Source organism: Caproiciproducens galactitolivorans, assembly GCF_004768785.1.
GTDB classification, from domain to species: Bacteria; Bacillota; Clostridia; order Oscillospirales; family Acutalibacteraceae; genus Caproiciproducens; species Caproiciproducens galactitolivorans.
This window is the reverse complement of record NZ_SRMQ01000001.1, coordinates 64020-86156: the sequence shown is the minus strand read 5'-3', so window position 1 is coordinate 86156 and position 22137 is coordinate 64020. Positions and strand designations below refer to the sequence as shown.

21 protein-coding genes and 1 pseudogene are annotated in these 22137 nt (G+C 49.1%); 10 read left to right on the top strand and 12 right to left on the bottom strand.

Translation table 11 applies throughout. The annotated features are described in order from the left end of the window. The first annotated feature begins 243 nt into the window (after positions 1 to 243). From speD to speE, 3 genes are read left to right on the top strand one after another with little or no spacing between them, the layout of a single operon-like run. Entirely contained in the window at positions 244 to 1062 is an 819-nt protein-coding gene (gene speD, locus CAGA_RS00370; RefSeq protein ID WP_207669524.1) for an adenosylmethionine decarboxylase, read from the top strand. 14 nt (positions 1063 to 1076) lie between these two features. After that, a complete protein-coding gene (locus CAGA_RS00365; protein WP_135656586.1) occupies positions 1077 to 2528 on the top strand; it encodes an aminotransferase class I/II-fold pyridoxal phosphate-dependent enzyme in 1452 nt (483 codons plus the stop codon). Between the two features lie 4 nt (positions 2529 to 2532). Beyond that, entirely contained in the window at positions 2533 to 3387 is an 855-nt protein-coding gene (gene speE / locus CAGA_RS00360; protein ID WP_135656584.1) for a polyamine aminopropyltransferase, read from the top strand. A gap of 48 nt (positions 3388 to 3435) precedes the next feature. Here the strand turns inward: speE and CAGA_RS00355 are convergent, their stop codons facing one another. The 4 genes from CAGA_RS00355 to CAGA_RS00340 form a co-directional block, all read right to left on the bottom strand. Further along, positions 3436 to 5019 (bottom strand): NAD(P)/FAD-dependent oxidoreductase, encoded by a 1584-nt coding sequence (locus CAGA_RS00355; protein ID WP_135656582.1) that lies wholly within the window; start codon positions 5017 to 5019, stop codon positions 3436 to 3438. Further along, entirely contained in the window at positions 5016 to 6278 is a 1263-nt protein-coding gene (locus CAGA_RS00350; protein WP_135656580.1) for a BaiN/RdsA family NAD(P)/FAD-dependent oxidoreductase, read from the bottom strand. The genes CAGA_RS00355 and CAGA_RS00350 overlap by 4 nt, the downstream gene beginning before the upstream one ends. A 246-nt stretch (positions 6279 to 6524) precedes the next feature. Next, the gene (locus tag CAGA_RS00345) at positions 6525 to 7067 is read right to left on the bottom strand and encodes an NADH peroxidase (RefSeq protein WP_135656578.1); all 543 of its coding nucleotides are present in this window, start codon (positions 7065 to 7067) and stop codon (positions 6525 to 6527) included. A 31-nt stretch (positions 7068 to 7098) separates the two neighbouring features. Continuing rightward, on the bottom strand, positions 7099 to 7437 hold the full coding sequence (locus CAGA_RS00340) for a Fur family transcriptional regulator (RefSeq protein WP_243112914.1): 339 nt from the start codon (positions 7435 to 7437) through the stop codon (positions 7099 to 7101). Between the two features lie 227 nt (positions 7438 to 7664). Between CAGA_RS00340 and CAGA_RS00335 the strand changes: the two genes are divergently transcribed. The 7 genes and pseudogenes from CAGA_RS00335 to CAGA_RS00305 all read left to right on the top strand — a co-directional run bounded on the left by CAGA_RS00335 (position 7665) and on the right by CAGA_RS00305 (position 13721). Beyond that, on the top strand, positions 7665 to 8510 hold the full coding sequence (locus tag CAGA_RS00335; protein ID WP_135656567.1) for a YitT family protein: 846 nt from the start codon (positions 7665 to 7667) through the stop codon (positions 8508 to 8510). 122 nt (positions 8511 to 8632) lie between these two features. After that, positions 8633 to 9100, top strand: a pseudogene (locus tag CAGA_RS00330) (DUF6530 family protein); the annotation flags it as partial. A 1-nt stretch (position 9101) separates the two neighbouring features. After that, complete coding sequence (locus CAGA_RS00325; protein ID WP_135656561.1) at positions 9102 to 9365, top strand: GIY-YIG nuclease family protein; 264 nt, start codon at positions 9102 to 9104, stop codon at positions 9363 to 9365. A 206-nt stretch (positions 9366 to 9571) separates the two neighbouring features. Beyond that, positions 9572 to 10237: a hypothetical protein gene (locus tag CAGA_RS00320; protein WP_135656556.1), complete on the top strand. Its 666-nt coding sequence runs from the start codon at positions 9572 to 9574 to the stop codon at positions 10235 to 10237. A gap of 28 nt (positions 10238 to 10265) precedes the next feature. Continuing rightward, positions 10266 to 12863, top strand: coding sequence for an ATP-dependent chaperone ClpB (clpB, locus tag CAGA_RS00315; RefSeq protein WP_135656550.1), 2598 nt, complete (start codon positions 10266 to 10268; stop codon positions 12861 to 12863). A 20-nt stretch (positions 12864 to 12883) separates the two neighbouring features. Beyond that, positions 12884 to 13303, top strand: coding sequence for a PPC domain-containing DNA-binding protein (locus CAGA_RS00310; RefSeq protein WP_135656545.1), 420 nt, complete (start codon positions 12884 to 12886; stop codon positions 13301 to 13303). A 124-nt stretch (positions 13304 to 13427) separates the two neighbouring features. After that, positions 13428 to 13721, top strand: a complete 294-nt coding sequence (locus CAGA_RS00305; protein ID WP_135656540.1) for a Dabb family protein — start codon at positions 13428 to 13430, stop codon at positions 13719 to 13721. Positions 13722 to 13776: 55 nt separating this feature from the next. Here CAGA_RS00305 and CAGA_RS00300 read toward each other — a convergent pair whose 3' ends face one another. From CAGA_RS00300 to CAGA_RS00265, 8 genes are all read right to left on the bottom strand, one after another. Next, positions 13777 to 14118, bottom strand: coding sequence for a hypothetical protein (locus tag CAGA_RS00300; RefSeq protein WP_135656538.1), 342 nt, complete (start codon positions 14116 to 14118; stop codon positions 13777 to 13779). Between the two features lie 250 nt (positions 14119 to 14368). Beyond that, positions 14369 to 15715, bottom strand: a complete 1347-nt coding sequence (locus CAGA_RS00295) for an APC family permease (RefSeq protein WP_243112886.1) — start codon at positions 15713 to 15715, stop codon at positions 14369 to 14371. A gap of 251 nt (positions 15716 to 15966) precedes the next feature. Then, positions 15967 to 17973 carry a ferrous iron transport protein B gene (gene feoB / locus CAGA_RS00290; RefSeq protein ID WP_135656535.1) on the bottom strand — a complete coding sequence of 669 codons (2007 nt, stop codon included), beginning with the start codon at positions 17971 to 17973 and terminating at the stop codon, positions 15967 to 15969. A gap of 4 nt (positions 17974 to 17977) precedes the next feature. Continuing rightward, positions 17978 to 18202 carry a FeoA family protein gene (locus tag CAGA_RS00285; RefSeq protein ID WP_135656533.1) on the bottom strand — a complete coding sequence of 75 codons (225 nt, stop codon included), beginning with the start codon at positions 18200 to 18202 and terminating at the stop codon, positions 17978 to 17980. A 251-nt stretch (positions 18203 to 18453) separates the two neighbouring features. After that, on the bottom strand, positions 18454 to 19398 hold the full coding sequence (locus tag CAGA_RS00280; RefSeq protein WP_135656531.1) for an L-lactate dehydrogenase: 945 nt from the start codon (positions 19396 to 19398) through the stop codon (positions 18454 to 18456). Positions 19399 to 19434: 36 nt separating this feature from the next. Continuing rightward, entirely contained in the window at positions 19435 to 20673 is a 1239-nt protein-coding gene (locus tag CAGA_RS00275; protein ID WP_135656529.1) for an aminopeptidase, read from the bottom strand. Between the two features lie 60 nt (positions 20674 to 20733). Next, complete coding sequence (locus CAGA_RS00270; protein ID WP_135656527.1) at positions 20734 to 21399, bottom strand: M48 family metallopeptidase; 666 nt, start codon at positions 21397 to 21399, stop codon at positions 20734 to 20736. A gap of 5 nt (positions 21400 to 21404) precedes the next feature. After that, positions 21405 to 22112: a DNA alkylation repair protein gene (locus CAGA_RS00265; RefSeq protein WP_135656524.1), complete on the bottom strand. Its 708-nt coding sequence runs from the start codon at positions 22110 to 22112 to the stop codon at positions 21405 to 21407. Between the last annotated feature and the right edge of the window lie 25 nt (positions 22113 to 22137).

Genomic DNA, 22137 nt, shown 5'->3' with positions numbered 1-22137 from the left:
CACTTATTAACCCATATCCAAATACATGGAAAGCCGCATGAGTCCTGTGTTCATGCGGCTTTTTTTACTACTGTATTTATTTGTTAAAAATTACCTATTATTATATTTATAAGAATTATTGATATATGAAAGAGGATATGCTATACTGTGTAAAATTCCGTTTCAGCCGAACAGCTTCCGCCAATCTTACATCGCAGGAAGATCGTTTGGCTTTTCTTTGAAAAAATTTCAATAGGAAAGGTTGTGGTGTTAGGGTTGGAAAAAAAGCTGGCTTTATACGGCTTTAACAACCTCACAAAAACACTTAGCTTCAACATCTACGATGTGTGCTATGCAAAAAGTGAGAGAGAGCAAAAGGACTATATTGCTTATATTGACGAGCAATACAATTCGGAAAGATTAACGAAAATCTTATGCGATGTGACCGATATCATAGGTGCGCATGTCCTAAACATTTCCAAACAGGATTATGACCCGCAGGGCGCTTCCGTTACACTTCTAATTTCGGAAGAAGCCATTCCAAGGCACATGATCGACAAATCCTGCAGCCACAGCCTCTGTGATTTGCAGGACAGCCGCGAAACGGTAGTCGCTCATCTGGACAAGAGCCATGTTACCGTGCATACCTATCCGGAATACCATCCCGACAACTCGATTGCAACTTTTCGCGTGGATATTGACGTATCAACCTGTGGGAAAATATCACCTTTAAACGCGCTCGACTATTTAATCGGCAGCTTTGATTCCGATATTATTACCATTGATTACCGCGTGCGTGGCTTCACTCGGGATGTGAACGGCAAGAAATTATTTATTGACCATGATATTACCTCGATACAGGATTATATAAATAAAGAAACTTTAAAGAAATATGACGCAACCGACATCAACGTCTATCAGGCGAATATTTTCCATACAAAAATGCTGATTAAGGAAATCGTTCTACAGAATTATTTATTCAATACCGATTCCTATGAGCTGCCGCCCATGCAGCGGCTGACCATAACCGACAGCCTGCGGCGCGAAATGATTGAAATTTTCAGCGGCACCAATGTTTACTGAGAGGGTGAGGAAAAATGAATCATCTGTCTCAGCAAAAAACGCCGATTTTGACGGCCCTCAATAAATACCGTATGGATCGTATTGTCCCGTTTGACGTGCCGGGCCATAAGCAGGGGCGCGGCAACCCCCGGCTGACCCAGTTTTTAGGGGAACAATGCCTTTCGGTGGACGTAAATTCCATGAAGCCGCTGGACAATCTCTGCCATCCGGTTTCCGTTATTAAGGAAGCGGAAGAACTGGCGGCAGATGCATTCCGCGCCGCAAACGCCTTTTTCATCGTAAACGGAACAACGGCGGCCGTACAGTCGATGATTCTGGCGACCTGCAAACGGGGCGACAAAATCATCCTTCCCCGCAACGTGCACATTAGCGCAATCCACGCGCTGATTTTATGCGGTGCACAGCCCGTCTATGTGAATCCGGGCGTAAACGCCCGGCTCGGCATTCCTCTTGGAATGACACTCGAGGATGTAAAAGCAGCGGCCTCACAAAATCCGGACGCCAAAGCGGTTCTGGTAAATAATCCGACCTATTACGGGATCTGCTCCGATTTAAAATCCATTACGGAGCTGGCGCATTCGCACAATATGCTAGTGCTTGCGGACGAAGCGCACGGAACCCATTTCTATTTCGGCGAAGGTCTTCCCCCTTCCGCCATGTCCTGCGGCGCGGACATGGCGGCTGTCAGCATGCATAAAACCGGCGGCTCGCTTACACAGAGCTCCCTTCTGTTAACGGGGAAGAGGATGAATCCCGGCTGTGTCCGCCAGACGATCAATCTGACGCAGACAACAAGCGGATCCTACCTTCTGCTGACCTCATTGGATATTGCACGCAGCAATCTTGCTTTGGACGGGAAAGCCATGTTCCGAAAGGTCGTTTCCCTTGCGCAGTACGCGCGGGAAGAAATTAACAAAATCGGGGGATACTATGCGTTTTCCACCGAACTCTGCGACGGCAAAGCGGTTTATGACTTCGACACCACAAAGCTTTCCGTTTTTACAAGGGATATCGGCCTTGCCGGCATTGAAGTGTACGATATCCTTCGCGATGAATACGGCATTCAGATTGAATTCGGCGACATAGGCAATATCCTTGCGATTATTTCCCCCGGCGACAGCGAATTTACGATTGAACGGCTGGTCGCCGCGCTGGCGGAAATCAAGCGCCGGTATGCAAAGGACCCATCCGGAATGTTCGACCACGAATACATCAGCCCTCAGGTGGAAATGACCCCGCAGAACGCGTTCTATGCGGAGAAAAAGATGGTTTCCATCCGAGCAGGGGCGGGCTGCCTCTGCGCCGAATTTGTCATGTGCTATCCTCCGGGAATCCCGATTCTGGCGCCGGGCGAGCGGATAACGGAAGAAATCATCGATTATATTCTCTATGCAAAAGCGAAGGGATGCTTTCTGTCGGGAACGGAAGACATCACGATTGAAAATCTAAAAGTAGTGGATGTGTAAAGATATGGACTTATGGTTTACGGAAGAACATACAAAGGACGTCCGTTTTTCCATCCGGGTGGAAAAACAGATTCATTCCGAGCAAAGCAGATATCAGCGCATCGACGTGTTTGAATCGGATGAATTCGGGCGTCTTCTAACTCTTGACGGCCAAATCATGCTGACGGAAAAGGACGAATTTATTTACCACGAAATGATCGTGCACGTGCCGATGGCGGTAAATCCCAACATAAAAAACGTTTTGGTGATCGGCGGCGGCGACGGCGGTACCGTCCGGGAGCTGACCCAGTACCGTTCGATTGAAAGGATTGATCTGGCGGAATTGGACGAGCGCGTTCTGGAGGTCAGCCGCAAGTATTTCCCCCGGATATCCCAAAACCTTTCCGACCCCCGCGTTTCCTTTTCTTTTGAAGACGGGTTAAAGTTTATCCGCGAAAAGGAAAAGGAATACGACCTGATTCTAGTGGATTCTACTGATCCGTCCGGCCCGGGCGAAGGGCTGTTTACCAAAGAATTTTACGGAAGCTGCTGCAACGCGCTGAAGGAGAACGGCATTCTGGTAAATCAGCAGGAATGCGCGTATTACGCGGATTATTCCAAATTCATGAAACGGGCGTATCAACGCATGCGGGAAATTTTTCCGGTCTGCCGGATTTATCAGGCACAGATTCCTTCTTATCCATCCGGGAACTGGGTGTTCGGCTTTGCCTCCAAGGGGCTGGATCCGGTTTCCGATTTACAGTCCACAAAATGGAAAGCGCTTGGGCTAAAAACCCGGTACTACAACACAGACGTTCATGTCGGCAGCTTTGCAATTCCGAATTACATCCGGGATATGCTAACCGATGCCACAGAGTAGCGAGAATTTAAAAAACGGGTGCCCCGCAAGCTGCGGGACACCCGTTTTCTATTGAACCCCCAGAATAACCTGCTCTGCGCATTTGATTCCATCCACCGCGGCGGAAATAATGCCGCCCGCGTAACCCGCGCCTTCGCCGCATGGAAAAAGCCCCTCCGCCAATGGCGATTGGAACTTCTCTGTGCGCAGCATGCGCACCGGAGAGGAGCTTCGGGTTTCAACGGCGGTTAACAATGCGTCCGGAAAAGAAAAACCCTTCAGCTTCCGGTTCATCTGTAGAATCCCCTGCCGCATGGAATTAGTGATAAAATCCGGCAGGCAGTCGTCCAAGCTGCACAACGTAACGCCGGGGCGATAGGTTGGCTTTACATCCCCCAGAGCTTTGGTAGGAACCCTCTTTAAAAAATCCTCCACACGCTGCGCCGGAGCATGATAATTTTCTCCACCGAGACGGAAAGCTGCCGCTTCCAGCCTGCGCTGGAACGTCATACCGGCGAGCGGGTGGTCATCGCCGAAATCCTGCGGGCCAACACCGACCAGCAACGCCGCGTTCGCGTTTTCTCCATCGCGCGCAAAAATGCTCATTCCATTCGTAACAAGGCGCCCCGGTTCACTTGCCGCGGCGACAACGCTGCCGCCCGGGCACATGCAAAAGGTATAAACACCCCTGCCGTTTTCCAAATGCACCGCCAGCTTGTAGTCAGCCGCGCCGAGGTTCGGGCGGCCGGCAAATTTTCCGTACTGCGCATGGTCGATCAATCTTTGCGGATGCTCGATCCGGGCGCCGACGGAAAACGGTTTCTGCTCCATCGGTATGCCGAGGGAATACAGCATTTCAAAGGTGTCCCGCGCGCTGTGCCCCACCGCGAGAATCAGCCGGTCGGCATCCAAGGTGAAGGACGAGCCGTCCTGCGGCTGCACCTCCACGCCTGTCACTTTTCCTTTTTTCAGAATGATCTTTTTTAAGACGGTATCAAAGTGGACTTCCCCGCCAAGGGAAAGAATCTTTTCGCGGATTGCCTTTACCGCAGCCGGCAGCCGGTCCGTCCCGATATGGGGCTTTGCCATATACAAAATTTCCGGCGGCGCGCCGGCTGCGGCGAATTCCTCCAGAACCTTGCGGGAACGGGGATCCTTTGTGCCGGTATTCAGTTTCCCATCTGAAAAAGTGCCCGCCCCACCTTCGCCGAACTGGACGTTACAGCCGGGATTCAGTTTTCCCGTTTTCCAAAAGTGTTCAACTTCTTCCTTTCGCTTTTCAACTGCGCTCCCGCGCTCAAAAACGATCGGGCGCCACCCTGCCTGTGCCAAAATCAACGCGGCAAAAAGGCCTGCAGGGCCGAAACCGACAACCACGGGCCGCAAGGTGCGCGGCTTCCCCGCAGGAAGCTGATAACGATACGGCTCGACCTTCGTTATTTTGGGGTCCTTCGGCAGAAACTTCAAATCGCAGTCCACCTCAACCGTACAGATAAAATGAACGTCGTCTTTCCTACGCGCGTCGATTGATTTTTTATACAACTTTAAGGATTTGATCTTTTCGGGGGCAACCTTCAAACGGGCCGCCGCCTGCTTTTTTAAATCTTCCTCGCTGCCATCCAGTTTTAAATGAATTTCCGATATTCGAATCATGTCCCACCCTTATTTTTCCGTAATGATAAAGCGCAGGCGGTTCCCGCCGCCATGCCGGTGCTCCAAGCCCAATGCAGGTTAAAGCCGCCGCAGTCGCCGTCAATATTTAACAGCTCGCCCGCAAGATAAAGACCGGGGCAGAACCTGGACTGAAGGTTTTCGTCCACTTCCTTTAGCGGCACCCCGCCAGCGGTTACCTGCGCGTCCTTCCACGAAAGCGTTCCGGTCACTTCAAACCGGAAGTCTTTCACGGTTTTTGCAATCGCTTTTAAGTCGTCTGTGCAATATTCATTCGCCTGACGGGGGATACGACGCAAAGCCGCCCGAATCACCCCACGGCCGACAAGCTTGTTCACACAGCCGCCCAGAAGTTCCTCAGCCGGCATCAGACCGAGGGTTTCCCGCAGCGCTTTCAGCATTGCGAATACCTCTTCCTCTGTATAATCCGGAAGAAGATCCAGGGCGATTTCAAGTTTTTTTGCCGCTTTCAGTTCTCCCACCAAACGGGACAGTTCAAAAATGCAAATGCCGGAAAGCCCGTTTTCCGTAAACTGCACTTCTCCGCAAACGGTTTTTACGGGCTTTCCCCCGGCGAGGAGCGTTGCGCAAACCGCGCTCCTTGCGCCCTTTAAGGGCTTTGCGCGGGCGGGATCAGTTTTTACCTGTACCAAGGCGGGGAACAACTCGGTTAGGCTGTGTCCCAATGATTTCAGGATTGGATAACCGCTTCCGTTGGAGCCAAACTGCGGATACGCCTTTCCCCCGCAGGCAAAAATCAGGCGCTTTGCAGAAACGGCACCGGACTGGGAATGAACCGTAAAAGTCGCTCCCGATTTTTTCACAGTAGCGGCGTGAAAATCCGTAAGGCTTTTCACGCCAAGGATTTCAAGCTGAAAGCGCAGGATATCCAATACGGCGGAAGCCTGTAAATTATTCGGATAAATACGCCCTTCCTCCCGTTCCCTGCACAGCAGGCCGAGCGAGGAAAACTGATCGATAATTCTCTGCGTCGTATACTTCTTGAAAAGCGGCATTGCAAGGTCTGTGTCCCCGTGGTAATGCTCGGCGGAAAGATTGCGGTTTGTCAGGTTACAGCGCCCATTGCCGGTTGCAAGCAGCTTTTTGCCGACGCGCGGATTCGCTTCCAGTACGGCAATCCTTGCTGGTATCCGGTTTTTTCTGCATTCCTGCGCCGCGCAGACCGCAGCCATCAGCCCGGCCGCGCCGCCACCAATAATTCCAATATCATAATATTCCATAGATCCTCCAAAGCGGTCACCAAAGCTTACTGAGAAACATACAGCAGCAAGCAGACTGTTCTTGCTGATTCAACCACTTCATATTCTGCAACATCATAATCTTAGTATAGCCCATTCCCTTTTAAAATGGCAAGCCTTTCGGCGAGTACTTTTCCCATTTCTATCCTGCCCCGAAACTGAAAAAGAAAACCGGCACGGCCGTACCGCACCGGTTTTCAGACGCACATGTAAAGGGGAGTCTTATAATCAATTAAAATATCTCTTCAGCAAACCTTTGAAACCTGCGCCGTGGCGTGCTTCGTCCCTTGCCATTTCATGTACGGAATCGTGAATCGCATCGTAGTTGAGCTCCTTGGCTCTCTTCGCAAGTTCGAGTTTCCCTGAGCAGGCTCCAGCTTCGGCTTCCGCACGCATCTCAAGATTCTTCTTCGTGCTGTCGGTAAGGACTTCACCAAGCATTTCCGCAAAACGGGCGGCATGATCCGCTTCCTGATACGCATACTCCTTGAACGCTGCGGCAATTTCCGGGTAGCCCTCGCGGTCAGCCTGACGCGCCATGGCAATATACATACCGACTTCACAGCATTCGCCGTTGAAATTCGCTACCAAACCGTCGTAAACTTCTTTATCAATTCCTTTTGCTATGCCAACCTGATGTTCACAGGCAAAGGGAGCATTTTCCGTCTGCTCCACAAATTTCTCTTTTGGCGCCTTACACTGCGGGCAAGCAGCGGGAGCTTCTTCTCCTTCATAAACATAACCACATACTGAGCATACAAATTTTTTCATCTTTCTTATCCTCCATTATCAATTTAGTATTTTAGAAAGGCCTTTGCCTTTGTAAACAATTGGAACAGATTCCGCGGAACAGTACCTCGCTAGAATCTACGCGAACATGGAATTTCTCGGCAATTTCAGAGTTTGTGCTTGATGAGATAAAACTGCCGGGAATATCAATCACAGCTCCACAGCAGGAACAGACAAAATGCGTGTGTGGATTAACGTTTCCGTCGTACCGTTCCTGCCCGTTTACGATACCGACACTGAGGATGGTACCATCTTTCTTAAACTGCGCGATATTACGGTAAACCGTTCCCAGGCTTAAATCCGGATATTCCGGTTTCACATTCTGGTAAACCCATTCCGCTGTCGGATGGATGGTCGTACTCCGTATCGCTTTTAAAATGGCTTCGCGTTTTCTGCTATAATTTTGTTTTCTTTCATATTCGCTTCCTCAAAATAATAATAATTACTGTTCTTGTTTTATATATTAGCACGTCTTCCCTAATTTGTAAAGGGCTTTTTTTATTTTTTTATGGATTGATTTCTTTTATTTTTTTGCTAAAATAGGTAAGGATAAAAATAAACAGTAAATAAGGGGAATTTATGAAAATCAAGAAGATTGCCAAAGAATATGCGCTAATTACGTTTAGCACTCTTTTTATTGTTGTGGGTGTTTACTTTTTTAAATTCCCCAATAACTTTACTTTTGGAGGAGTTACCGGCATTTCCGTTGTAATCGGAAGGATTACTCCGTTTACCCCCGGTACAGTAAACCTGATTCTGAATGTCCTTCTGCTGATTCTTGGTTTCATCTTTATCGGGAAGGGCTTTACTTTAAAAACCGTATACTCCAGTATGCTGCTTTCGGGGTGCCTCTCCGCACTAGAAAAAATTTACCCCCTGCGCCAGCCGTTAACCGACCAGCCGATGCTGGATCTGGTATTTGCCGTGGCGCTGCCGGCGTTTGGTTCCGCGCTCCTATTTAATATTGACGCTTCCAGCGGCGGTACCGACATCGTCGCTTTAATTCTGAAAAAATATTCGACCTGCGACATCGGCAGGGCATTATTTTTTAGCGACGTGCTGATCACTCTTTCGGCGTTTTTTGTGTTCGATATTAAAACCGCGCTGTTTTCAACACTCGGACTTTTATCCAAATCACTTGCGATCGACAACGTTATCGAAAGCATCAATCTCGCGAAGTATTTTAACGTGGTCTGTTCAAATCCGAATACCATCTGCGATTATATTGTGAATGAACTCCATCGAAGCGCTACCGTTTTGGATGCAAAGGGCGCATATTCACACAAACATAATTATGTAGTCTTAACCGCGTTGCGCCGTCCGCAGGCGGTACAGCTCCGGCGTTACATCAAGAGGGTCGAACCGGAAGCGTTTATTTTGATATCCAATACAAGCGAAATCATCGGCAAAGGCTTTCACGAATGAGAAAGAAGAGGGTGAAGCGGAAATTCCGCTTCACCCTCTTCTTTTATCCTAAAAACTGCCTTGACAACGAATTCATTTAAGCATATTATTATCTACTAATTTAGTATTCGAGGTGCTTTTCAACAACTTTAAAACATAAACCGGTCATTGTTTCGGAAAACTATGAAAATATTGATGGCAGAGCGGCGTACCAGTCCGACGCAAAGGGACTGTCTTTAGGTCTTGCATAGTGGAACGACCGCGGCAAAGTGGATATTTCCGCGAAAGTATGGCGTTACACAGGGGAAAAATGGTCCCGCCAATCCGAGGAACTGCCGCTTCACCGCGTAATTGATCTTGCCATCCTGGTTTGCAGGGCAAAACAATTCTGCGCAGATTCCTACCGTTTTGAAAAGCTGTACGATCCGGAGCATACTACAATCGACCGCATCGGCCTTCAAGGGGACGCAATGACGGTGTCTGTCTGCACGGATAACCCCATGATTGATGAGGATATTAAACTCTTCACACAGGTGCTCAGCGACAATGACGAGTTCATTAGTGAACGTTTAAAAACACTTTCACACATTCTGAAAGAGATGGGGTATTAAAGTGGATAAGCAAAATAAAAAGGAGCTGACGGCTGCCTATAGGGGACGAAAAGTTGTCGGCGGAATTTACGCCATTGTGAACAGGCAGAACGGGAAAATGCTTCTGCTTTCCACCTGCGATCTGCAGGGGAGCAGGAACCGCTTTGCATTTGCGAAAGAAACCGGCTCCTGTATAAACCTGAAATTAACGGAAGACTGGCGCAAATACGGAAATGCCGCTTTTGACTTTACAGTACTGGAAGAACTTTCGAAAAAAGTAACCTAGACAAACAAGGAATTTTCAGACGTGTGGAAACCCTTCGGGAGTTATGGGCTGAAAAACTTCATGGGAAGGATTTGTACTAAGTTTACGAATTTTTATTCGGAGCGCCATCTCAATTTCGCTTTTAAAATTATATAATTGTATTGACAAGTTATATAATTTTAATATAATATTATTGTTAGCAAAAAAATTTGATTGGGATGAGCAGGATGGATCGAAATGTATATAGTCTTGTGCTGATTGATGAGGTAGTGGATGCAGTCGATAAAATGGCGTATGAGAAAAATACCAGTCGCAGCAATCTGATTAACCAGATTCTTGCAGAATATCTTTCCTGCCCAACGCCGGAAATGCGAATGCGGGATATTTTTGAAAGCGTGGACAGACTGATGACGGGACTGGGCAGTTTTCAGATCCAATTCCAGCCGAGCGATACCATGATCTCGATACGCAGCGCGCTTCGGTATCGGTACAAGCCGACCATCCGCTATACGCTGGAACTATACCGCCTCTGCGGCCCGACCCTCGGCGAGCTGCGGGTTTCTGCGCGCACGCAGAGCCAGTCCCTTCTTTCGATTCTAACGGATTTCTTTGTTTTTTGGTCCGCGCTGGAAAACAAGTATATCGCGTCCTATTTCCCGGAAGGAAAGGTATTGTGCGAGGTGGAAACAGGCCGGTACACACGGCAGTTCCTTCTGCCGCGCGACGAATCCCAGCGAACCAATGAAAATCTTGCGGCTGCCATATCCGATTATATCCGCTCTTTTGATAAGAACCTGAAGCTCTATTTTTCCGGGTTGGATGATTTGGAAGCGGCAGAGGAAACAATCGAAGAAAATTATTCCCGTTATGTAAAAATTAGTGAAGTGATTTGAACAATTGTAAATAAGGAGGTAGGATTTTATGAACGCTCAAAAATTCACGCAGAAATCACTAGAAGCCATTCAGGAAGCGCAGAATATCGCGATTCAGAATAACAACATGCAAATTGAGGAAGAGCATTTGCTTCAGGCGCTGTTATCCCAGGAAAACGGCCTGATCCCCCAGCTTTTCAAAAAAATGGGCATTCCCACGGAAGCGGTGCTGGACAGCGTAAAGCGACAGGTCGCAAAGCTTCCGGGCGTAACCGGTCCGGGGCGCGAACCGGGAAAAATTTACGTTTCCGCAGACGTTGACGCCGTTCTGGTCGAAGCGGAAAAAGAGTCCGAGCGCATGAAGGACGAATACGTTTCCGTTGAGCATATCATGCTTTCCATTTTAAATAAGCCGAATTCCGCTGTGCGCGCGGTTTTTGATTCTTTCGGCATCACCCGGGATCAATTTCTCTCCGCGCTTTCTACCGTCCGCGGAAACACCCGGGTAACCAGCGATACACCGGAAGAAACCTACGACGCGCTTTCAAAATACGGGCAGGATTTGGTAATGCTTGCAAAAAATCATAAAATCGACCCCGTAATCGGAAGGGATTCAGAAATCCGCAATGTTATCCGCATCCTTTCCCGTAAATCCAAAAACAACCCCGTGCTGATCGGCGAACCGGGCGTTGGCAAAACCGCCATTGTCGAGGGGCTTGCCCTTCGGATTGTGCGGGGGGATGTTCCGGACAACTTGAAAGAGAGAAAGCTGTTTTCGCTCGATATGGGCGCGCTGATTGCGGGCGCAAAGTTCCGCGGCGAATTTGAAGAAAGGCTGAAAGCCGTCCTCAATGAAGTCAAAAAAAGCGAAGGACGGATTATCCTGTTTATCGACGAGCTGCACACCATCGTCGGCGCAGGAAAGACCGAAGGTTCCATGGACGCGGGCAATCTTCTGAAGCCCATGCTCGCACGCGGGGAGCTGCATTGTATCGGAGCTACCACCTTGAACGAATATCATCAGTATATTGAAAAGGACGCTGCGCTCGAACGGCGTTTCCAGCCGGTTATGGTGGAAGAACCGAGCGTGGAGGATACCATATCGATTTTAAGGGGCCTAAAGGAACGGTACGAGGTTTTCCACGGCGTAAAGATACAGGATCAGGCACTAATCGCCGCGGCGGTACTGTCGAACCGGTATATCTCCGACCGATTCCTGCCAGATAAGGCAATTGACCTCGTGGATGAAGCATGCGCCATGGTCCGCACCGAAATCGACTCCATGCCGACTGAGCTCGATGAAATTTCGCGCAAAATCATGCAGCATGAAATTGAAGAAGCGGCTTTGAAAAAGGAAACCGACTCGCTTTCAATAGAACATTTGAAAGAAATTCAAAAAGAGCTGGCCGATCTGCGCGAAAAGTTCAAGGAAATGAAGGCAAAATGGGAAAACGAAAAGCAGGCGATTTCCAAGGTTCAAAAGCTGCGTGAGGAAATCGAGAGGGTCAACGCGGAAATCGAAAAAGCGGAGCGCAATTATGACCTTGACAAAGCGGCGGAATACAAATACGGCAAGCTGCCCGAATTGACTAAGCAGCTGGAAGCGGAAGAACAGATTGCGGAGAAAACACAGGCAACCGGTTCCCTGCTGCGTGACCGGGTAACCGACGAAGAAATTGCAAGAATCATCGCCCGCTGGACGGGCATCCCAGTTGCCAAGCTGATGGAAGGTGAGCGTGAAAAGCTGCTCAAGCTGGACGACATCCTGCATCAGCGCGTTGTCGGGCAGGACGAAGCCGTGGAAAAGGTAACCGAAGCGATCATGCGCTCCCGCGCGGGCATCCAAGACCCGAACCGCCCGATCGGCTCGTTCCTGTTCCTCGGGCCCACCGGCGTGGGCAAAACCGAGCTTGCCAAGGCACTGGCGCAGGCGCTGTTTGACGACGAGCGCAATATGGTGCGAATCGATATGACGGAATATATGGAGAAATACTCCGTATCCCGCTTAATCGGGGCGCCTCCAGGCTATGTTGGTTACGAGGAAGGCGGCCAGCTCACCGAAGCGGTTCGCAGGCATCCGTATTCCGTCGTCCTTTTCGACGAGGTAGAAAAAGCGCATCCCGATGTATTCAACATTTTGCTTCAGGTGCTCGACGACGGCCGCATCACCGATTCACAGGGCCGCACGGTAGACTTTAAAAATACGATCATCATTCTGACTTCAAACTTAGGCTCCAGCTGCATTCTTGACGGAATAGATTCGAACGGCCGAATCAGCGAGGATACAAAAGCACAGGTAAACGCCTTGCTGAAACAGCAGTTCCGGCCGGAATTTCTGAACCGTCTGGATGAAATCGTCTTCTACAAGCCGCTTACCCGCAGGGAAATTGACAAGATCGTCGAACTGTTGATCGCAGACCTGCGGCGCCGGCTGGAAGAAAAGCAACTGACGGTAAAACTGACGCCGGTGGCGAAGAACTATATTGTCGACCAGGGTTACGACCCAGTTTACGGCGCACGCCCCTTAAAGCGTTTTATCCAAAGCAAGGTGGAAACGCTGATTGCAAAAGCAATTATTGCCCGGGATTTAAAACCGAGAACCGAGTTGACCGTTGATTACGCCGACGGCAAACTAATGCTGCGCTAAGAACGATAAAGGAGCAAATTATGGAGTACAAAAGAATCGGAGACACCCTTGTCGCCCGTATCGACCGCGGGGAAGAAATCCTGCAAAACCTGAAAACCATTTGCGAGAAGGAGAACATCCGGCTCGCAAGCGTTTCCGCAATCGGCGCGGTTGACCACGCGGTCATCGGACTTTATCGGGTGGAAGAGAAAAAATATTATAAAAACACGTTTGACGGGGAAATGGAAATGACCTCCCTTACCGGCAATGTTACCGAACAGGAAGGTCAGGTATACCTGCATCTTCACGCGAACTTTGCGGGAGCTGACGGGCATGTTGTCGGCGGGCATCTGAACGAAGCAGTAATCAGCGGCACATGCGAAATGTTCATCCGTACCCTGCCGGGGAATGTCGGGCGCAAGCCGGATGATGAAACCGGTCTGAATGTGTTCTCCCTATAATTGAATTTTTTAAGAACAAGCGGCTCTGGAAGCGTACACTTCCGGAGCCGCTTTCGATAGAATATTTTATCTCCATTTTCTTACAAGATATGGTATAATAGAAAAAAAGATAAAGGTGAGATTTATGGTCAAGCATATCGTCATGTGGGCATTGAATGAAGACGCTAAAAAGGACAGCGAGAAAATCACAGCCGACCTGCAAAATCGGTTCAAGTCGCTGCTGGGTGTTGTGGACGGACTGAAAGCAATTGAGGTCGGACGCAATTACAACGGGGGAAAATACGATTTGGTACTACTTTGCGTATTTGATTCAAAAGAAGCGCAGGAAAAGTACCAAATGCATCCCGCGCATGTAGCGATAAAGGAAATTGTACATTCGCTTACCTGCGGCAGGGAATGCGCCGACTACGAAATCTGACCACATAAAAATGTACCCTCTGCTTTTCACAGAGGGTACATTTTTTAAAGCAGCATTATTTTTTCCCACCGATATATCCATATAGATCAAACGAGGGATGATCTTTACAGTCATTGAGAAGGCCTTCGTAAAACTGAAGGGTTTCCTGAATCGTCCCAAACCCATGCTCCACTTCGAAGCGCCGATAGGAATCCGGGGACTGCGACAGCTCATAAACTCCCTTTTGGAGACGGGAAATAAAATCGTTCGCCGGGCCAAAATTTTCCTCGTTCAAAATAACCCATCCGCTGGACGCAGCAATCAAGTCACGGAAAGCCCATGGAATAACATGGATTTCTCCTGCACGAATCCACTGTCCGTTTTGTATATTTAATTGCAGCACCACATAATATTGCATTCCATTTCCTCCAATAAGCCATATACTGGATTATGCGGAAACGGCGGCGAATGACTCAAGGTGTTAGACTAATGCTTAATTTGCTTTTTATTATTCATAAAATGGGTAGTTTACACCGCTTTTAAGCTTCCTTATCCATCGTATACATTTTCTTTTCTTCTACCTGAAGTTACACCCTAACTTTTAATATAACATAAATATGCAATAAAATATTACCAGTAAATAAGAATAAGGCCTGAATCAAAATGTTTCAGGCCTGTTTTTGCATCTGATGAAAATTGTAGTAAAGGAAAGAGATCATCACCGTTAAAATGCAGATTCCCGCGTAAAGCAAAAACAACTTGCTTTGCAGCCCGCCGGAAAGGACAAACCCGGAGCCAAGCGTTGCAAAAAGCGGTACGGCCACACCGCGGAAAGCGCTTTGAATATCCCCCTTCCGATACAGCGAAAACACCTTGTAATAAAGCACAATATAGAACAGGTAGCTCATTGCAATAGAGATTTCCGAAATATCGGAATTGGGAAGCACAGAAAACTTTACGGTAAAGAAATGCACTACCATCCAGAACAGGGTCACACCGTAACAAAAAGCAGCCGAATTCACCGGCATGTCCAGCTTTTCGGAGCGCTTTCCCAGGAACTTCGAAAACGGAAACACCTTTTCGCCGCGCAACGCCATGGAGTACGGCATCCGAATGTATCCAAGGATAATGCCGTTAACCGTTCCCATTACCGCAATAATGACAAAGATCAGGATTAATTTTGCACCAAGACTGCCGAACAGCTTATTTGCAACCGCATAAACGTGCGCATCCTGCATTTCGATGATTTTTTGCGGAGGGAGCAAGCTGGAAACGCCGATAAAATAAGCGACATAGGTTGCCAGAATGACTAGCGGCCCTATAACCAGCGCCTTCGGCAGGTTCTTTTTCGAGTCGCGGATTTCGGAAGCAATAGAAGTGGAGATTGTCCATCCGTCAAAGGAAAAAGCCACCGGGCCAATGGCCGAAAGCCACTCGGCACCTTCCAGCTTTTGCACCGGAAAGCTCTGGAATCCTGCGGAAGGATTGCCAAAAAAGAGGCCGAACACGGCAATTACAACAAGAGGGATCATTTTCACCATAGTGGAAAGGTTTTGAAATCCACCGCCGAGCCTTGCAGAAAGCGAATTCATCAAAAAACAGAAAGTGTAAAAGAGGAACCCGACCAGCATCTGATTTTCCAGCGTACCGTCCCAGCTAAACAAAAGGCAGATATAAATTCCCACAACCCAAGAAACAACCGCCGTAATAGTCGGGAAATAAACAAATATCTGAAACCAGCCCATGCCACAGGCATACTTTTCACCTACAAATTCTTCAACATAAGTGATAACGCCCCCCGGGCGGTCGGTACGAGAGGCAAGCTCGCTGATGCAGAGTCCGCCGAATATGATACTGGTGGCACCCAGCAAAAAGACGGCTACACCAAGCGGAACGCTTCCGCCGGTAGCGGCGAGGATATTATCACTCTTAAAGAAGATGCCGGAACCGATGCAGATCCCAATGATCATCGCAATGGTTGTGAAAAGACCGTAATTCCGTTTGATTCTATCCAAATTTTCATTCTTCCTTCTTCAAATCTCAGTATGATTATTCTATCATACACGAACCGCATTGAAAAGCAGAATGAAACAAAATACTATTTTTTCTCCTTGCGATTACAGGCTTGGCAACAGGAACATTTCGAACAGTCCCCGCAGCAGCTATGCCTGTGTTTTATGGAATAGCGCACCGCTAACAGAAAAATCACGGCAATAATTGTAATCAGGATGTAATCCGCTATCTGCATAATTCCTCCTATTCGCCATCAACGGTAAAAAATCAGTCCAATATGATAAACCAGGAACGCGACAATCCAGGCAATCCCCGTTTGATACAGTACAACGGCAACCGCACTCCTCCTGCTGTCCATTTCGTACCGGACCGCGTTGATTGCAGCGACACACGGGGTATACAGCAGGGTGAAAATCAAATACGACCATGCGCTCAGCGGCGTAAAGAGGGACGACAGCGCCGCGGATAAGTTGGAAACGCTGGTTCCCGTTAAAACAGCCAGCGTGCTGACAACCGCTTCTTTTGCGGTAAAGCCGGTAATTAAAGCCGTGGACGCACGCCAGTCATTAAAACCAAGCGGCGCAAACAACGGAGCGATTAACTGGCCAATACCGGCAAGCATGCTGTTTGCGCTGTCTGATACGACATTGATTCTTGTATCGAAGGTTTGCAGGAACCAGATGATAATGGCTGCCACAAAAATAACCGTAAACGCGCGGACTAAAAAGTCTTTCGCCTTATCCCATATCAGCAGCCCGACACTCTTCGCGCTTGGAAAACGGTAGTTGGGAAGTTCCATTACAAAAGGAACCGGATTGCCATGAAACACCGTATTCTTTAGAATAAAACCGGTGACAATGCCAACCAGTATCCCGATAATATACAAGGACGTCATTACAAGCGCCTGATGGTTTGGAAAAAAAGCCATGGTGAACACCGCATAAATCGGAAGCTTTGCGCTGCAGCTCATAAACGGCGTCAGAAAAATCGTCATTTTGCGGTCCCGTTCGCTCGACAGCGTGCGCGTCGCCATGATAGCGGGTACGGAACAGCCAAACCCAATCAGCATGGGGACGAAACTTCGCCCGGAAAGGCCGATTTTCCGCAGCAGCTTGTCCATAACGAACGCGACCCTTGCCATATAGCCGCTGTCTTCCAAAATCGAAAGGAAGAAAAACAGGACGACGATGGTCGGCAGGAACGAAAGCACGCTCCCCACTCCGGCGAACACGCCGTCAATAATCAGGGAGTGCACAACCGGATTGATCCCGTAAGCGGTAAGCCCTGCGTCGGCAAGACCGGTTACAAAATCAATTCCGGCGGACAAAGCTGCGCTTAACGCGCTTCCGATCACGCCGAAGGTAAGGTAGAAAACCAGCATCATGATCAGCAAAAAGATCGGGATGGCTAAATACTTATGCGTCAGAATATTATCCATTGCGACGCTGCGCAAATGTTCCTTCGATTCCCCCGTTTTCACAACCGTATCCGCACAGAGTTTTTCAATAAAACTATAACGCATATCTGCCAGCGCGGCTTCACGGTCGGTTCCGAGCTCATGCTCCATTTCCGCAACGCTGTGCCCGACCATATCCTTTTCATTCTCGGAAAGTCCCAGCGCGTTGAGCATCGGTTCGTCGCCTTCCACCAGCTTGGTCGCTGCGAAACGCGCGGGCACACCGATCCGTTCCGCGTGATCCTCCACAAGATGGGCAACGGAGTGAATCGCCCTATGTACCGCACCGGAGCAGAAATCCTGCCGCTTCGGAATCTGTTTTGCACTCGCAGTCGCAATCGCTGTTTCGATCAGCTCGTCAATCCCGTCGTTTTTGCTGGCCGAAATCGGAACCACCGGCACGCCAAGCTCTTCCTGCAATTTTTGTATCTTAATGGTCCCGCCGTTCGCGCGAACCTCATCCATCATATTTAAAGCGACCACCGTCGGCAGATTCAATTCAATCAACTGCAGGGTAAGATAGAGGTTCCGTTCGATATTGGTCGCGTCCACAATATTGATAATCCCATCCGGGTGATGTTTCAGTAAAAAATCGCGCGTCACGATTTCTTCATTGGTATAGGGCGACATCGAATAAATTCCCGGAAGATCGACTACCGTCGCGTCCCGATGGTTCCGGATGACCCCGTCCTTGCGTTCAACCGTAACGCCCGGGAAATTCCCCACATGCTGGTTGGAGCCGGTCAGCTGATTAAAAAGCGTTGTTTTGCCACAGTTTTGATTCCCCGCAAGCGCAAAAATCATCCGCTTATCTCTCCTCCACTTCTATTTTTTTGGCATCGTCAATCCGGATCGTAAGTTCATAACCGCGAAGATGGATTTCAATAGGGTCGCCCATCGGCGCCACCTTGCGGACCATAACCTCTGTATGAGGAGTAAGCCCCATGTCGAGCAGCCTGCGCCGAAGTGCCCCCTCGCCATTTACTGCAAGAATTTTTGATTTCCGGCCTATTCCCAGTTCATCTAATGTCATAACAAAAGCCTCCGTGTCCGATTGATTGTTAGCCATTGCTAACTTATATTGTATGCCCCCCGCAGGGGTTTGTCAAGCGCCAGATAAAAATTGTTAACATATTCCGAAATTCTCCTATTTTGGTTCCAACTTCTATGAAAGATCACGACAATCCCCTGCTGCTATTTACAGAATATGCGGTCGGAAAATCATTGTGCAAAGCAGGAAATAAAGTTAAAGAAAGGGCGGTTCCGAACGAACCGCCTTGCAAATCAGAATTCTATCGTATTCAGCACCGCTTGAATCGCCTGCGCGGAAGCCTGCAGTTTCTTCTGCTCCTCCTCGCTTAAAGGGATATCGAGGACTTTTTCGATCCCACTACTACCGACAATCGCAGGGATGCCCATGCAGACGCCGCTGATGCCGTAATGCCCCTCGATTAGGCTGGAAACCGGAAGGATGGAGTGCTCGTCGCGCAGAATGCATTCGGCTATCCGGCGGACCGCCATGGCAATGCCATAATAGGTTGCGCCTTTTTTGCGGATAATTTCATACGCGCTGTCCCGAACGCCTTCATAAAGCCGCTGCATGGTTTCCATATGCTTGAAATGCCCGCACAGCTCGCAAAAATGATCCAGCTCAACCCCGGAAACATTTGCGCTGCTCCAGACAGCCAGCTCGCTGTCGCCGTGCTCGCCGATAATAAACGCGTGGACGCTGCGGCTGTCCACCCTCAAATGCTGCCCCAAAAGGTATTTCAGCCTTGCCGTATCCAATACTGTACCGGAACCGATAACGCGATTGGGCGGGAAACCGGAAAGCTTTAAGGCGGCATAGGTCAGGATATCCACCGGATTCGATACAATCAGCAGAATTCCTTCGCACTGGCGCTTTTTGATCTCCGGGATAATTCTCTTGAAAATCCCCACATTTTTCTTCACAAGATCCATGCGCGTTTCATCGGGCTTTTGATTTGCCCCCGCGGTAATGATAATCAACCCGCAGTCCCGGATATCGTCATAACTTCCGGCATAAATTTCCATCGGGCGCGCAAAGGGCATGCCATGGCTTAAATCCATCGCCTCTCCCTCTGCCTTGTCGCGGTTGGCGTCGATCAAGACCAGCTCGGAAAAAAGCCCGCTTTCCACAAGGCTGAACGCGGCGCTGGAACCGACAAGCCCGCACCCGATCATCGCGCATTTCCGAACATTTACCATTTACATTCCCTCCCTTTTTAGAATCGCATAAAAAGACTAATCGATTACAAAATCACCGTCTTTGAAAACCTGGATTTTGCGTCCGTCAAAAGTCGTGCCAACAATGCTCATATCGGCGCTGCCGAACATGAAATCGCAATGGATTTTGGAATAATTGGAACCGAGCTTTTCCATCTCCTCCCGTTTCATTTCCGTACCGTTTTTCAGGTTGTCGGGATAAGAAGTGCCCAGCGCAAGATGGCAGGAGGCGTTTTCGTCAAACAGGGTGTTCAAAAATAAGATTCCGGACTGGGAAATCGGGGAATTGTAGGGAACGAGCGCGACTTCTCCGAGGTAACAGCTTCCCTCGTCAAACTCGATCAGGTTTTTCAGCGTTTCCTGCTCTTTTTTCGCGTGGAAATCCGTTACCTTCCCGTCTTTGAAATCCAGGTAAAAATCTTCGATCATTTTCCCCTGATAGCTGAGCGGTTTCGTTGCGTAAACGCGCCCCCGCACGCCGAATTTATACGGCATGGTGAACGATTCCTCGGTTGGCATGTTGGGGTTAAACACCGCGCCGTTCTTTGCCTGGCTGCAGCCGCCCGCCCAGATGTGGTCCTTAATCAGTTCCACCGTCAGGTCGGTTCCGGCCCCGTTGGTAAAATGCAGCGATTGAAAACGGAGGTCGTTCAGGATTTGATTGTGGCGCAGCAGATTCTGATTATGCCGTTTCCATTCTTCCACGGGGTCGTTCTCTGCGGAAATACGCACACTTTTCAGCACCGCGTCCCATAAGGATTCGAGTGCCTCCTCTTCGCCGAGCTTCGGGAACACCTTCTTCGCCCAATCCACAGTAGGGATTGCGACAATGGACCACTGACCGACATTCGCCAGGGTGTAATATTCAAAAGGCTCGAACGCGGTTTCCTTCGCAATGCGGACAATCTGCATTTTCTGCCCGTCAATATCCGCCATGAAACCCGGCGTTGCGGATTCAATGTATAGGAAACAGCATTTCTTGTCAATGCAGTTCTTTTTCTGTTCGATGCGCCACGGGGCGATATTCGCCAGCGTTTCCGTGCTTTCATTTTGTAAAGCCATTTTCGTGATCTTCTCGTCATCCCAGAGCACAAGCACCTCCCCCGCGCCTGCCTTATAGGCTTCCTCCACGCACATGCGCGCAAAATATGCACACTCCACAGAGGAAGAAATCACCAGCATCTGCCCCTTCTGCACGTTTGCGCCAACGCAGACCGCAAGCCTTGCATATTTCCGTAATATATCCTGTGAAACCATAAAACAACCTCCGTTTTTTTAATAATCTTCCGAAACTGGAACGCATTTATACAAATGAAGCTAGCCCCATCCCTGCCTTCGCAACTTTTTCCCTGTCTCTGCCAGCCGCTTCCGACGTTCGCGGTAATCGGGAAAGACGGTTTCCACCAGCTTCCAGAACCGCGGGGAATGGTTGTGTTCCCGTATATGTGCCAGCTCATGGACAACGACATAATCAATTTCTTCCGGCGCGGCCATCATCAGCTTCCATGTGAAATTGAGCCGGTTTTTTGCCGAACAGGAGCCCCAGCTCGTATTCGCCGAGCCGATACGGACACCCGGCGGGGTCACCCCCATAACTTTCGAAAAGCGGGCAATCCGTTCCTGAATGAACCGTTCGGCAATCAACCGGTACAGGTGCTTAATCTGCAACAACATTTGTTCCTGCTCCTGTGGCATAACCGAAAAGCATATCCCGTCAAAACCGTAGTGGTCGGCGAGCTTTACCGGATACGCACAGCCCATCAGGGGCAGCACAGAGCCGGCGCCGATGCGCAAGTTGCGGCGCGCCGCCGCGTCCTGCATGACCTGCGCGGATTTTTCCCGAATCCAGTCCTGTTTTTCGCAGACAAAACGGTCAATTTCCCTTTGCGCCGCACGCAAAGGAGCGCGTACGACAACCTCGCCTTCCCTATTTATGCAAATTGCGATGGTTTTCCGGCGGGAACGGATGAGCTTATATTCCAATCAAATCACCTGCGCTTCATGCCCCGGATTACGGCTTTCATACGGTCGTCCACCCGGTAGGATTCGATTATTTTTTGCAAGGCCTTGTTGTAAGTCCAGTCGTCCAAGCTGTTCTGCTTCAGGAAATGCATGGTTTTGTCCTGAAATTTCACAAAGCAGACAGACAGCGCCCACGCCACCGCCATTTTTACATAATAGCCGTCATGCCGGATTTCATCGCATATTTTCAAAACGCGGTCGATATATTCCTCCGTTATGAAATAATCCATCAGCATAATGACCGCAAACCGGAGGTCAAATTCCCGTTCGCTTTTCAGATACGGCTGCAAAAAGGCAAACAGTTTTTCCTTGTCCTTCGCCGCTGTTTTAAAGCTGGAGCAGCAGATGTCACAAATTTCCCAGTTGCTGATTTTCGGAACAAAGGCCGCAATCCGTTCAAGCGCTTCGTCCGGCATCATTTTTACATATCCGATCACAAGTCCCGGTAAAATAATCTCCTCTAGGCTTGCATCCTGCGCGTCGTTCAAAAAAGCCTGCCAATCGCTCTTTGCAATCTGCTTTGCAAGCGCGCGAAGTTTCGGCACGCGTACGCCGATGATATTTTCCGCTCCTGGAATTAATTTATACTGAAAATCCCGGTAAGACTCGTCCGCTAAGGTTTTCAAGTGCTCCGTCAGCGCGGCGGGACCAGTATATTGGAAATTTTCTTTCATCCGTTCACCTGCTTGCAAATTTTGT